The 14,045-nt window shown below is 62.0% G+C and carries 8 protein-coding genes; 3 read left to right on the forward strand and 5 right to left on the reverse strand.

Features of this window, described 5'->3' with window-relative positions:
• Positions 1–822: 822 nt before the first annotated feature.
• Both ACQKOE_RS14210 and ACQKOE_RS14215 read left to right on the forward strand, forming a co-directional pair.
• Positions 823–1,614 (forward strand): tetratricopeptide repeat protein, encoded by a 792-nt coding sequence (locus tag ACQKOE_RS14210; RefSeq protein ID WP_427513369.1) that lies wholly within the window; start codon positions 823–825, stop codon positions 1,612–1,614.
• 26 nt (positions 1,615–1,640) lie between these two features.
• Complete coding sequence (locus ACQKOE_RS14215; RefSeq protein WP_427513370.1) at positions 1,641–2,984, forward strand: PQQ-binding-like beta-propeller repeat protein; 1,344 nt, start codon at positions 1,641–1,643, stop codon at positions 2,982–2,984.
• A 122-nt stretch (positions 2,985–3,106) separates the two neighbouring features.
• Here the strand turns inward: ACQKOE_RS14215 and ACQKOE_RS14220 are convergent, their stop codons facing one another.
• The 3 genes from ACQKOE_RS14220 to ACQKOE_RS14230 all read right to left on the reverse strand — a co-directional run bounded on the left by ACQKOE_RS14220 (position 3,107) and on the right by ACQKOE_RS14230 (position 8,845).
• Entirely contained in the window at positions 3,107–4,477 is a 1,371-nt protein-coding gene (locus ACQKOE_RS14220) for a glutamate--cysteine ligase (RefSeq protein WP_374589963.1), read from the reverse strand.
• A 76-nt stretch (positions 4,478–4,553) separates the two neighbouring features.
• The gene (locus ACQKOE_RS14225; RefSeq protein ID WP_427513371.1) at positions 4,554–6,731 is read right to left on the reverse strand and encodes a M3 family metallopeptidase; all 2,178 of its coding nucleotides are present in this window, start codon (positions 6,729–6,731) and stop codon (positions 4,554–4,556) included.
• 83 nt (positions 6,732–6,814) lie between these two features.
• Positions 6,815–8,845 (reverse strand): M13 family metallopeptidase, encoded by a 2,031-nt coding sequence (locus tag ACQKOE_RS14230; protein WP_427513372.1) that lies wholly within the window; start codon positions 8,843–8,845, stop codon positions 6,815–6,817.
• A 204-nt stretch (positions 8,846–9,049) separates the two neighbouring features.
• On the opposite strand from ACQKOE_RS14230, the gene uvrA reads away from it, so the two are divergent.
• Complete coding sequence (gene uvrA / locus ACQKOE_RS14235) at positions 9,050–12,022, forward strand: excinuclease ABC subunit UvrA (protein ID WP_427513373.1); 2,973 nt, start codon at positions 9,050–9,052, stop codon at positions 12,020–12,022.
• A 257-nt stretch (positions 12,023–12,279) separates the two neighbouring features.
• On the opposite strand, the gene ACQKOE_RS14240 is transcribed toward uvrA, so the two are convergent.
• The gene (locus ACQKOE_RS14240) at positions 12,280–12,921 is read right to left on the reverse strand and encodes an MAE_28990/MAE_18760 family HEPN-like nuclease (protein WP_427513374.1); all 642 of its coding nucleotides are present in this window, start codon (positions 12,919–12,921) and stop codon (positions 12,280–12,282) included.
• Entirely contained in the window at positions 12,918–13,943 is a 1,026-nt protein-coding gene (locus ACQKOE_RS14245) for a DUF262 domain-containing protein (protein WP_427513380.1), read from the reverse strand. Before ACQKOE_RS14245 ends, ACQKOE_RS14240 begins: the two co-directional genes overlap by 4 nt.
• Positions 13,944–14,045 lie beyond the last annotated feature (102 nt).

Below are 14,045 nucleotides of genomic sequence, written 5' to 3' on the forward strand. Positions count from 1 at the left end.
TGCGTTGTAACCAAGGTCTTTGCGTCCCTTGCGCCTTTGCGCGAGATCATGGGATGATTACCACTGCCGTTGGTAGTGAGGAGGGCCTGAGACGACCCGCCCAAATCCAAACCCGCTCACCCTGAGCTTGTCGAAGGGTGTCTTTGGCCAACCCGGCTTCGACAGGCTCAGCCTGAGCGGAGTTTTGGAACGGCAGGCGTTCAAAGGGTTCGCGCAAAGGCGCAAAGGGCGCGAAGGGGTTGCGTCGTAACCAAGGTCTTTGCGCCTTTGCGTCCCTTGCGCCTTTGCGCGAAATGATAGTTTTATGACCGGCGCGGGGTTTGCCTGGCCTCGACAGGTTGTGCCGTAGCCGGGTGATCCGCGGTCTTGATCGGCCCCGATCCAAACCCGCTCACCCTGAGCTTCTCGAAGGGTGTCTTTGGCCAACCCGGCTTCGACAGGCTCAGCCTGAGCGGGGTTTTGGAACGGCAGGCGTTCAAAGGGTTCACGCAAAGGCGCAAAGGGCGCGAAGGGGTTGCGTCATACCCAAGGTCTTCGCGCCTTTGCGTCCCTTGCGCCTTTGCGTGAAATCATGGGATGATTCTCTCTGCCGTTCGTGGTGAGGAGGGCCTGAAATCGCAGATTGAAGACCGGTCTCGAACCACAGCGTGCGGGGCTGTCCTTCGAGACGACCTTTCAGCCTGCGGCTTCAAGGCCTCCTCAGGACGAACGGGCGACTCGTTCAGCGCAGCTTCACCCGGGGATTCGCATGGGAATGACGTTGAAAAGGCCGGTCCATCCGCTAAACAGCCGCCAATAGTTTTTTAGTGAAGGCATCACAACTTGGCCCTGAGTCCCCCGAATAGCGGTTCGCAACCCCCCAAGCCCGGCAGCCGGGAAGACGCGGCGCAAGACGGTTTCCTGCGCGAAGTGGACGAGGCTCTGCGCGAAGAGCAGATGGTCAACGCGCTCAAGCGCTACGCCCGCCCGGTGGGCCTTGCCATTACCGTGGGCCTGGTGGCGCTGGGCGGCTATCTCTACTGGGATCACACGCAAAAGGCGGAGGCCGCGCAGTGGTCTGACCGCACGATCATCGCGATGGACCGGCTTGAAGCGGGCCAGTTCGATCCCGCGATCAAGGATCTGGAGCTGATCGCGCGCGAGGGTAGCGATGGCAACCGCGCCGTGGCCCTGATGCAGCTGGCCGCTATCGCCGCCCAGCAGGGCAAGAGCGACGAAGCAGCCAAGAAGTTCGCAGCCGTGGCTGCCGACGAAAAACTGCCGCAGCCGTTCCGCGATCTCGCGCTGGTCCGCCAGGTTTCGATCCAGTTCGACAGCATGAAGCCCGAAGAGGTGATTGCCAAGCTGAAGCCGCTGGCAGTTCCGGGCAATGCCTATTTCGGCAGCGCGGGCGAACTGGTCGGCATGGCCTATCTGGAACAGGGCAAGCCCGACCAGGCAGGAGAGCTCTTTGCCAAGATCGGCAAGGATCAGGCCGTCCCCGCCACGCTGCGTTCGCGAATGCGCCAGCTGGCCAGCGGGCTTGGCTATGATGCCGGTATCGACAATCCCGAACTTGAAACCGGCGGCGAAGCGGCTCCAGCCGCAGCGCCTTCGGCCGCCGCCCCGAAATAAGCCCGGCCAGCCTTAAGGAACCGCCGATGACCTCGAAGACCATTTCCCGCCGCATTTCCGCCCCGATTGCGATTGCCCTTGCGCTCGGCCTGGCCGGTTGCGGCGTATTCGGCGGCAAGGACAAGCCTTCCACCCCGACCGTGGGCAAGCGCATTCCGATCCTCAGCAAGGTCGACACCAGCGCCAAGGTCGATCCGGCCCTGGCCACAGTCGTCGTCGGCGTGCCGCTGGCCGAGGTGAACCAGGAATGGCCCCAGGCCGGCGCGACTGCCAGCAAGAGCTATGGCAACCTGGCCCTGTCGGCCACCCCTTCGCAGGTCTGGACGCAGAAGATCGCCGGTTCCAGCTCCAAGCAGCGCCTGGCGGCAGCGCCGGTGATCGGCGGCGGCAGGCTGTTCGTGATGGACACCGAAGGCACCGTCCACGCCTTTGACGCGGCTTCGGGCGCTGCGGCGTGGAGCCAGAGCTTCCAGATCAAGGGCGACAACCAGTCTTCGGTCTATGGCGGCGGGGTCAGCTTCAACGACGGGCGCCTTTACGTCACCACCGGCATGGGCGAAGTCGCCGCGCTGGATGCCAATGACGGCAAGGTGCTGTGGAAGGTCAAGCCGGCGGGTCCGCTGCGCGGTTCGCCGACCATCGCGTTCAATTCCGTGTTCGTGATGACCCAGGCCAATCAGCTGCTCTCGCTCAGCACGGCGGACGGTGCCCAGCAATGGAACCGCGCCGCTTCAGTGGGGCAGACCGGCGTGTTCGGCGTGGCCGCTCCCGCCGCCGGGCAGGGCACGGTGATCGCCGGCTTCTCGACCGGGGAACTGATCGCCTACCGCTATGAAAACGGGCGCGAGCTGTGGTCCGATGCCCTGGCGCGTACCTCGCTGTCGACAACGGTGGGCGTGCTGACCGACATCGACGCCGATCCGATCATCGACCGGGGCCGCGTCTATGCCCTGGGCCAGGGCGGGCGCATGGCCGCCTATGAACTGGTCACCGGCCAGCGCATCTGGGAACTCAACCTCGCGGGGATCTCGACCCCGGCGGTTGCTGGCGACTGGATCTTCACTCTGACCGACGATGGCCGCCTGCTGTGCATCGCGCGTTCCACCGGCAAGGTCCGCTGGCTGACCCAGCTCGACACGTTCAAGAACCAGGAAAAGAAGAAGGACCCGATCTTCTGGTCCGGCCCGGTGCTGGCGGGCGACCGCCTGTGGTTCGTCAATTCCGAAGGGCAGTACTATTCCGCTTCGGTGACCGACGGCGTGCCCAGCTATGTCGGCACGGTCGATGCGCCGGTGACCCTGGCCCCGGTCGTGGCGAACAACACGCTGTACCTGCTGGACGACAGCGGGAAGATCACCGCGCTGCGTTAAGAGGTTCCCGCTCGGGCTGTCGAAGGGGGTGTGCAAACCACCCTTCGACCAGCTCAGGTGGCGGCATAACACCCCGCTCAGGCTGAGCCTGTCGAAGCCGGGTTGGCTGCGCGCCCCTGTGCTTAAAACGATTCCCCGTAGACGCGGCTGATATCTCCGCCCCATTCGCCGTGGAACTTGTCGAGCAGGACTTGCGCCGGAACCTTGCCGCTGCTCACGATCTCGTCCAGCGGGTTCAGGAAGCCGCTCTCGTTGTCGCCGGCCTTGTTCAGCTTGCCCCGCGCGTTGAGGCCGGAGCGGGCGATGGCCAGCACTTCGGCGGCAATGTCCTTCAGCGTGCCGCCGCCCGGGATCGGCGCATCGAGGCCCAGCTTGGGCACGGCGGCGCGCAGCGCTTCGCGGCCGTCCATGTCCCAGCCCTTGACCAGGTTCCACGCCGCATCCAGCGCGCCCTGGTCATAGAGCAGGCCCACCCACAGCGCCGGGAGCGCGCAGATTCGGTTCCACGGCCCGCCATCGGCCCCGCGCATTTCCAGGAAGCTTTTCAGCCGCACTTCGGGGAAGGCGGTGGAGAGGTGGTCGATCCAGTCGCTTTCCGTGGGAAGCTCGCCGGGCAGGGCGGGCAGCTTGCCGGCCAGGAAGTCGCGGAAGCTTTGCCCGGCGGCGTCGATATATTTGCCGTCGCGGAACACGAAGTACATCGGCACGTCGAGCATGTATTCGACATAGCGGTCATAGCCGAAGCCGTCCTCGAACACGAAACCCAGCATTCCGGTGCGGTGCGGGTCGGTGTCGGTCCAGATGTGGCTGCGGTAGGAGAGGTAGCCATTCGGCTTGCCCTCGGTGAAGGGAGAATTGGCGAAGAGCGCGGTGGCCAGCGGCTGGAGGGCCAGGCTGGTGCGGAACTTCTGCACCATGTCGGCCTCGCTGGAATAGTCGAGGTTGACCTGAATCGTGCAGGTCCGCAGCATCATGTCGAGGCCAAGGTTGCCCACGCGCGGCATGTGCCGCAGCATGATTTCGTAGCGGCCCTTGGGCATGATCGGCAGCTGAGCGCGGGTCTTGTCGGGCCACATGCCCAGGCCCAGGAAGCCGGTGCCGGTGCGCGATCCGATGGCCTTGACCTGATCGAGGTGGCGGCCGGTTTCGGCGCAGGTCTGGTGCAGGCTTTCCAGCGGCGCGCCGGACAGTTCCAGCTGGCCCGCCGGTTCCAGGCTGACCGTGCCGTCGCTGCCGGACATGGCGATCACCTTGCCGCCTTCCAGGATCGGCTCCCACCCGAAGTCGGTCAGGGCCATCAGCAGGTCGCGGATCCCGCCGGGTTCGTCATAGGACGGGGCGTGGTGATCGGTGGTGGAGAAGACCAGCTTTTCGTGCTCGGTCCCGATGCGCCAGGCTTCGCGCGGCTTTTCGCCTTTGATCATCGGCGCAACCAGCTGGTCGCGGCTTTCGATGACGGGATCGTTGCGATCTGAAACCTGACGTGTGCTCATGGCCGGGGGAGTTAGTGCCTTGCAGGCCCCGGCGCCAGAAAAATCCTCCCCGGCGGACCGGGGAGTATAATCCTTTTTACTTCAATCCGCGTGCCTTCAGCATAGGTTCGACGCTGGGTTCGCGGCCCGCGAAGTTGCGATACATCACCGAATAGTCCTGGCTGTGGCCCTTGGACAGGATGGTATCGCGGATGTGCTGGCCGTTCGCGCGGGTCATCCCGCCGTTTTCCTTGAACCAGGCGTAGGCATCGTGATCGAGCATTTCGGTCCAGCTATAGGCGTAGTAGCCAGCCGCATAGCCGCCGCCCCAGATGTGGCGGAAATAGCTGGTGCGGTAACGCGGCGGGACCAGTTCGGTGTGCAGGCCCTTGGCATCCAGCGCGGCCAGCGCCGCCTTTTCATAGGCATTGACGTCGCTCGGCGTCGAACCGGCGGGCAGGGTGTGCCACTTCATGTCGAGCAGCGCGGCGGTCATCACTTCGCCCAGGGCATAACCCTGGTTGAACGTGCTGGCCTTCTCGATCTTGGCGACCAGAGCGGCGGGCATCGGTTCGCCAGTCTTGTAGTGCTTGGCAAAGTTCGCCAGCACCTTGGGTTCGGTCATGAAGTTTTCATTGAACTGGCTGGGGAATTCCACGAAGTCGCGCGCCGTGTTGGTCCCGGCGATCGAGGGGTAGCGCTGGTTCGACAGCATGCCGTGCAGGGCATGGCCGAATTCGTGGAACATGGTGTTGGCATCGTCCCAGGTGACCAGGGCCGGCTGGCCCGGCGCAGGCTTGGTATAGTTCGACACGTTGAACACCACCGGCTTGGTCCCGGTCAGGCCGTTCTGGTCGACGAAGTTCGACATCCATGCGCCGCCCGACTTGTTGTCGCGCTTCCACGGGTCGAAATAGAACAGCGCCAGTTCGCTGCCGTCGGCATCGTAGACGGTGTAAACGGTCACGTCCGGGTGATAGACCGGGATGTCGGTGCGCTTCTTGAAGGTCAGCCCGTAAAGCTGGTTCGCGGCGAAGAACACGCCGTTTTCCAGGACATTGGTGATTTCCAGATAGGGCTTCACTTCATTCTGGTCGAGCGCATAGCGCTGCTTGCGCAGCTGCTCGGCATAGTAGTCCCAGTCTGCCGGAGTGACCGTGAACTTGCCGCCCTGCTTCTTGATCAGGGCGTTCAGGTCATCCGCGTCCTTCTTTTGCGCCGCGCCCAGGGCCGGGGCAAAGCTTTCCAGGAAGGTCAGCGCCTTTTCCGGGGTCTTGGCCATCTGGTCCGACAGCGAATAGGCGGCATAGGTGTCAAAGCCGAGCAGCTTGGCCTTCTTGGCGCGCAGCTCCGCCAGCTTGACGATCAGCGCGCGGGTGTCGTTGGCATCCCCGCGTTCCGAGCGGTTCCAGGCCTTTTCAAACAGGGCCTGCCGGGTGGCGCGGTTGGTCAGCGAAGGCAGCAGCGGCTGCTGCGTCGTGTTCTGCATCGACAGAACATAGCTGCCCTTGGGCAAGCCGCGATCCGCTGCGGCCTTCTCCGCCGCCGCAATGTCCGCTGCCGAAAGCCCGGCGAGCGCCTTGCGGTCATTGACCACCAGCGCACCGTCCTTGGTGCCCTTGGTCAGCTTCTGGCCGAATTCGGTTTGCAGGCTGGACAGCTGGCTGTTGATTTCGGTGAGCGCCGCCTTGTCCGCATCGGACAGGTTCGCGCCGTTGCGGACCATGTTCTCGTAAGTCAGGGTCAGGACCTGCAGCTGGTCCGGCGCGAGGTTCAGGGTATCGCGCGCATCATAGAGCGTCTTGATCCGGGCAAAGAGCTTGGGGTTGAGCGTGATGGAATCGCGCGCCGCGGTCAGCTTGGGCGAGGTGCGGCTGTCGATCGCATCCAGGTTGTCGTTGGTGTTGGCCGAGGTGAGGGCGCTGAACACTGCATAGACGCGGCTCAGCATGGAGCCGGAACGCTCCAGCGCCTCCAGCGTGTTTTCAAAGGTCGGCGCGGCGGGGTTGTTCGCAATCGCGTCCACTTCCGCCAGCCAGATGGCAATGCCCTGCTCAATGGCTGGTTCGTAGTCGCTTTCCTGGATCTTCGAGAAGTCCGGGGCCTGGAAGGGCAGGGTCGACGGCTCGGCAAAGATGCCGGTGCCCTTGGGGATCACCGGGGCATAGGCAGCGGGTGCTTCCGCAGCGGCGACGGTGGAGGCGGGCTGGGCGTTGGACGCGGCGCAGCCGGCCAGGGCCAGGGCGGACAGGGAAACGAGAGAGAGATTACGCATGGATCAGGTCCTCACGGGGAGAAAAGCATTGGGGGCAGCGTAAACGCCGCCCCCTGTGACTGGCAACTGAACGCGTGCCCGGATTACCAAAGGCGCGCGCGCTTTTCCGGTGCGATGTAAAGCTTCTCGCCCGGCTGCACGTTGAAGGCGGCGTACCAGCCATCGACATTGCGCAGCGGCGCGAAGGCGCGGTACTTGGCCGGGCTGTGCGGATCGGTGGCGACCTGGTTGCGCAGCGAAGCTTCGCGCGCCTTGGCCCGCCAGACCTGCGCCCAGGCCAGGAACAGGCGCTGATCGCCGGTCAGGCCATCGATCACCGGCGCGGAATTGCCGCCCAGCGAGGCGTGATAGGCTTCCTGTGCCACCGAAATGCCGCCCAGGTCGGCGATGTTCTCACCCATGGTCAGGTCCGGGTTGATGAACGCGCCGGGGACCACTTCGAACGCGGCATATTGCGCGCCGAAGATCTTGGCCTGTTCTTCAAAGCGCTTCGCGTCCTCGGCCGTCCACCAGTCGCGCACCGCGCCGGTGGCGTCGATCTTGCGGCCCTGATCGTCAAAGCCGTGGATGATCTCGTGACCGATCACGCCGCCGATCGCGCCATAGTTGACCGCATCGTCGGCATTGGGATCAAAGAACGGCGCTTGCAGGATGCCCGCCGGGAACACGATCTTGTTTTCCAGCCCGCCGTTATAGGCGTTCACGGTCTGCGGGTTCATCGCCCACTTCTTGCGGTCCACCGGCTTGCCCAGGTCGGCCATGTTGTAGGCCGCGTTGAACTTGCCCGCGCGCTGGACGTTGCCATAAAGGTCGCCCGGAACGATGTTCAGCCCGTCATAGGACCGCCACTTGTCGGGATAGCCGACCATGACGTCCATCTTCTGAAGCTTTTCCAGGGCAGCGGCCTTGGTCGGCTCGCTCATCCAGGTGTTGTTCTTGATCCGGTCGGCCATCGAGATCTTCAGGTTGGCGACCAGCTTTTCCATCTTCGCCTTGGACGAAGGCGGGAAGTACTTCGCGACGTAATCCTGCCCGACCAGTTCGCCCAGCGAACCGCCGACCAGATCGACCCCGCGCTTCCAGCGGGGGCGGTTCTCGCTCACGCCGGAAATGGTCTTGGTATATTCGAACCGGCTGTCGACCATTGCCTTGTTCAGGTAGGGCGCGGCCTGGTCGGCCATGTGGAAGGCCTGCCACAGCTTCAGCGTGGCCAGCGGGGTTTCGGCAAAGACCTTGGCATGGGCCTTGATCGCGGTGTTTTCGCCCACGATCATCCGCTTTTGCGCGGGCACCTTGGCCCCGGCGAAGAAGGCGTTCCAGTCCAGCCCCGGAGCATAGGCGGCCAGTTCGGCGCTGCTCATCGGGTTGTTGACCTTTTCGATCATGCGGCGGTCGGCGATCTTCCAGCTCTTGTAGGCCAGTTCGGTTTCAAAGCCCATGATCGTGTCGGCCGCCTTGGCCGGGTCGGGATAGCCCAGCGTGGTCATGGTGCGCACGATATAGGCGCGATAGGCGTCGCGCTGCGGCTTGAACTGGTCCGACAGGTAGTATTCGCGTTCCGGCATGCCGATGCCGCCCTGGCCGAGGTACAGGACGTTGAGTTCCGGGTTGGCCGTGTCCGAGCTGACGCCGTAATCGACCAGCGAGATGCCGAACTTGCCATTGGATTCGCCCATGAAGCGGGCGAACTGGCTCTTGCTGGTGATCGCGTTCATCGCCGCGATGTCGCGCTTCAGCGGGGCCACGCCGATCTTTTCCAGCGCGGCTTCATCCATGAAGCTGGCGTAGAAAGCGCCGACCTTGCTGTTTGCCGGTGCGGCTGTGATCAGCTGCTTGACCTGTTCCTGCGTCGTTTCGCGCAGGTCGTTGAACGATCCGACTGCCGGGCGGTCCGACGGGATCTCGGTCTTGTCCTCCCACTTGCCCGAGGCAAAGCGGAAGAAGTCGTCGCCGGCCTTCACGGCGGTGTCCTGCCCCGAAAGGTCGATGCCCCAGGTGCCGATCACGGCCTTGCCCGCAGTGGTCTGCGCCGCCTGGGCAATCACCTGGCTGGTAGCAAAGGGAACGGCCAGGGCGGCAAGCGCAGCGCCGGCGATGAGGAAACGTGATTTCATGGTACGACTCTCCGATAGCGTGATCTGGCCGATAGCGTGGTCCGCCCAGCCGCTCCGCAAAACTGCGCCCTGCCTCGCGCGCAGGGGCGGGTGAGTCAATGTCGTCTGCCGAGTGGAAACGGGCGTTGGTGGAAGGGGGCGGGCCAGCGTGCCCGAAGGTGCAGTCAGCTTGCCCGAATCGAACAAATCTGGAACAGCCAGGGCATGAGCCTTACCCACATCACCGTCCGCGGCGCGCGCGAGCATAACCTCAAGGGCTTCGACGTTTCGCTGCCGCGCGACAAGCTGATTGTTATCACTGGCCTTTCCGGCAGCGGCAAGTCCAGCCTGGCTTTCGACACGATCTATGCCGAAGGGCAGCGCCGCTATGTCGAAAGCCTCTCAGCCTATGCGCGCCAGTTCCTGGAAATGATGCAGAAGCCGGATGTCGAGCATATCGACGGCCTCTCCCCGGCCATTTCCATCGAGCAGAAGACCACCAGCCGCAACCCGCGCTCGACCGTGGCGACGGTGACCGAGATCTATGACTACATGCGCCTGCTCTGGGCCCGCGTCGGCGTGCCCTACAGCCCGGCCACGGGCGAGCCGATCAGCGCCCAGACCGTCAGCCAGATGGTCGACCGCGTCATGGCCCTGCCGGAAGGAACGCGCGCCTACCTGCTCGCCCCGGTGGTGCGTGGGCGCAAGGGCGAATACCGCAAGGAACTCGCCGAATGGCAGAAGGCCGGCTACACCCGCGTGCGGATCGACGGCGAATTCTACGCGATCGAGGAAGCCCCCGCGCTCGACAAGAAGTACAAGCACGACATTGAGGTCGTGGTGGACCGCATCGCCGTGCGCGAAGGGATCGAGACGCGCCTGGCCGACAGCTTCGAACAGGCGCTGAAGCTGGCCGAGGGGCTGGCCTACCTGGACCTGGCGGATACGACCGTGGCGGAGCTGGCCAACCAGTCCCCCTCCCGCTTGCGGGAGGGGCTAGGGGTGGGCCAGTCCGAGGACCAGCAAGGGCCCACCCCCGACCCCTCCCGCAAGCGGGAGGGGGGGATGCAGGGCGCAGGCCTGCCCGCCAACCGCATCGTCTTCAGCGAAAAGTTCGCCTGCCCGGTCTCCGGCTTCACCATCGAAAGCCTTGAGCCGCGCCTGTTCAGCTTCAACGCGCCGATGGGCGCCTGCCCGGCCTGCGACGGCCTGGGCGAAAAGCTGCTGTTCGATCCGCAGCTGGTGGTCCCGAACGAGCATCTCAGCCTGAAGCAGGGGGCCATCGTCCCCTGGGCCAAGAGCAACCCGCCGTCGCCCTATTACATGCAGGTCCTCTCCAGCCTGGCCGCCGAATTCGGCTTCAGCCTGGAAACCCCGTGGGACGCGCTGCCGGGCGAGGTGAAGGTGGTGATCCTCCACGGCACGGCGGGCATGCCGGTCCCGCTGACCTTCACCGACGGCAAGAAGAGCTACACCGTGCGCAAGGCGTTCGAAGGCGTGATCGGCAACCTCAACCGCCGCATGCTGCAAACCGAAAGCGCCTGGATGCGCGAGGAGCTGGCCAAGTTCCAGACCGCGCAGCCCTGCGAAACCTGCCACGGCAAGCGGCTCAAGCCCGAGGCGCTGGCGGTCAAGGTCGCGGGCGAGGACATTTCCACCGTCACCCGCTTCTCGGTCGCCGCCGCAGTCGGCTGGTTCGAGGACCTGCACGACCGGCTGACCCCCACCCAGCAGCAGATTGCCAAGGCGATCCTCAAAGAGATCAACGAGCGGCTGGGCTTCCTCAACAATGTCGGGCTCGATTACCTCAACCTTGACCGTACCAGCGGCACCCTGTCCGGCGGAGAGAGCCAGCGCATCCGCCTTGCCAGCCAGATCGGCTCCGGCCTGTCCGGCGTGCTCTACGTGCTCGACGAACCCTCCATCGGCCTGCACCAGCGCGACAACGACCGCCTGCTCGAAACGCTGAAACGCCTGCGCGACCTGGGCAATACGGTGATCGTGGTCGAGCATGACGAGGACGCGATCCGCCACGCCGACCACATCGTCGATCTTGGCCCAGGCGCGGGCGTCCATGGGGGAGAGATCGTCGCCCAGGGCACCCTGAAGGACATCCTGAAAAGCAAGGCCAGCCTGACCGGACAATATCTGTCCGGCGCGCGGAAAATCGAGGTTCCGCAGACGCGCCGCAAGGGCAATGGCAAGCAGATCACCGTCCACGGCGCGCGGGCCAACAACCTGAAGGACGTGACGGTCAGCATTCCGCTCGGCACTTTCACTTGCATCACCGGCCTGTCCGGCAGCGGCAAGTCCAGCCTGACGCTCGACACGCTCTATGCCGGCGCCGCCCGCGCACTCAACGGCGCGCGCGTCATCGCCGGTCCGCATGACAGGATCACTGGCCTGGAACATTGCGACAAGGTGATCGAGATCGACCAGTCGCCCATCGGCCGCACCCCGCGCTCCAACCCGGCCACCTATACCGGCGCCTTCACCCAGATCCGCGACTGGTTCGCCGGGCTGCCGGAAAGCGCCGCGCGCGGGTACAAGGCCGGACGGTTCAGCTTCAACGTCAAGGGCGGACGGTGCGAGGCGTGCCAGGGCGACGGCCTGATCAAGATCGAAATGCACTTCCTGCCCGACGTTTACGTGACGTGCGAGGAATGCGGCGGCAAGCGCTACAACCGCGAAACGCTGGAAGTGAAGTTCAAGGGCCACTCCATCGCCGACGTGCTCGACATGACGATCGAGGACGCGGAAGAGTTCTTCAAGGCCGTGCCCCCGATCCGCGACAAGATGCACATGCTGAACGAAGTCGGCCTGGGCTATGTCAAGGTCGGCCAGCAGGCCACCACCCTGTCCGGGGGCGAGGCGCAGCGGGTGAAACTGGCCAAGGAACTCAGCCGCCGCTCCACCGGACAGACGCTCTACATCCTGGACGAGCCCACCACCGGCCTCCACTTCGAAGACGTGCGCAAGCTGCTCGAAGTGCTGCAACGGCTGGTCGACCAGGGCAATTCGGTCGTGGTGATCGAACACAACCTGGATGTGATCAAGGTCGCCGACTGGATCATCGACCTCGGCCCCGAAGGCGGGGTGCGCGGCGGCGAAATCGTCGCGGAAGGCACGCCGGAGCAGGTGGTGCAGGTGGAGCGCAGCTTCACCGGGCGGTATCTGGCGCCGCTGCTCCCCCGCTAAACACCTCCCCGAACCGGGGAGGGGGACCAGCGTAGCTGGTGGAGGGGGCCTGCGCGCTATCCCGCCGGTGCAGTGAAGATTGGGTTCACGCAAAGGCGCAAAGACGCGAAGAGGGTGGGGGGCGTATTGGGGGCCTTGTTACAGGCGTAATAGGGACGCACGCTGCCGAGTATTTGATCTGGGACTAGACCACTATAGCTGATTGTAGTAGGTGCTTTATCCTGATTTTTCAGTGGGTTGGGTGCGCGTTGGCAAGTCTAAGTCTTCATGAAAGAAGATAGACTTGCGGAGTTTTCTAAGTCCGTTTTGTAAGCGCGAAGTAGGTTCAAGACTTCTCGGGAAATATTTTTCCATTGTTTCTTATCTACGTCTAAATACTCGCCATGCGCGACCTTATTGCGCCTCTTTAAAAGAGATTCATCGATGAAGTTAAATTTTGGTTCGTAGAAATCAGGCTTTAAGTCGAGATACCCGACTATATTTTTAAAAACAGAAGAACTGAGATTCGATTGTGTGTCTATTGATGATGATAATGTGAAATTAAATCTCTCTCTCATTTGATTCCTGAGAATATCGACTACTTTGATATTTTGATCAAATCTTTGAGATTCGACTGCTTTTTCAATTTGTGCTCTTATTGAGATTGCGACAAAAGAGTCTTTCAGATCTTCCAGGGGAACGCGTTTGCCGCTAATAAATGCTAGATAGTGCTCTGAGCTATTTTTGATAAATCCTTCCCAGTGCGCGTAGGTAAGTGCGATACCAGCTCTGATCATTGTGTTCTGAGTTGCAGATGGCGCAGTGGTGACGGCAGAATTAAGATCTGCTATCTCTTTGACGCGCCAAGCCATTTCTTTGTCTAGCGCATCCTGAAATTCACTTAAAGTACGGATTTTCATTCTGGCTTCATGAAGTCTTCGCTCATGGGGAGCAGGTTTACCAAGCGTGTTGTCCCGCGGGTCCCTCCTCCCGAGCTCTTTTGGAACGTCTCATTAGCCCATAGAGCACTGGCTTTCTTACGAACAAACTCCTTGCTTGCTTCGTCACCAAGAGCTTCGATTGCATCAATATTCTTGGCTACACCGGGGGCGAGAACTTCATAAACGGAGATTAGGAATTTTCCTTGGAATTTTTCTCCATCCCACCGTTTAAAGGCGTCTTGTCCAAGCGCGGCATGCAAGAGGGTGAATGTGCGCTTGAATCGTTCTTCCTCCGCTATGCGATCGAAATTTTGATTGCTAGCTAACGAAATAAGAGCGGAGTCTAGATATTCGTGAACATCCAAACCGCGTTCGTAAGATACGTTCAGGTACGCCAGATAACGCAGAACCAGTTCGACACCCGCTTGGCCCTCTAAGGCAGAACTGGTCTGCTGTGTTGTTTTGACAAATGGTTCAAGTTCTGAAAGCGTCATCAGCCAAGCGTGAAAATCCGGATTGATCATAACTGCTACGCAATTACGAACTTCCTGCTCAGTCAATCGAGCGCCCCCCGTGTTTAGGCGCTGGAAGAGTTCGTATTTAGCCTTTGGGTCGCTCTCTCTTTTTAAAATCTCAACCCGAATGCGAGCGCGTTTAATTTGTAGCTGCTGAGCTTGGCCTATGCCATCTCCTGCTCCATCACCGGACTGCTCCCAGCGTTTATTTGCCAAACTTGGTAGGTAGTTGGTCCCTTCAAGTACTAATGGTCCAAGTTGCTGCGCTTTTTCGCCTTCCAGTACGCCTACGAACTGAAAAACGGTTGAAAGTCGCTGCAAGCCATCAATGAGTTCCCATACTCCATTTTCGTCTTGAAAAACAAAAATCGGTGGAATTGGGATGCCTAAAAGCAAAGATTCGATAAAGCGAGTCTTTGCGGTTTGATCCCAACGAAACAAACGCTGGTACTCCGGATTGATTATGAGTTCGTCCTCACGATACAGATTTAGCGTACGCCTCCGCTGAGCGGCGCCTTGCTGTTGGGATTATGTGACGGTCTTAAGGTCGCAGTTATTTGCGTACTTAGGAGCGGTTTGTGGGGCGGA

This window comes from Novosphingobium sp. NPDC080210, assembly GCF_050281025.1.
In the GTDB taxonomy this organism is placed as follows: Bacteria; Pseudomonadota; Alphaproteobacteria; order Sphingomonadales; family Sphingomonadaceae; genus Novosphingobium.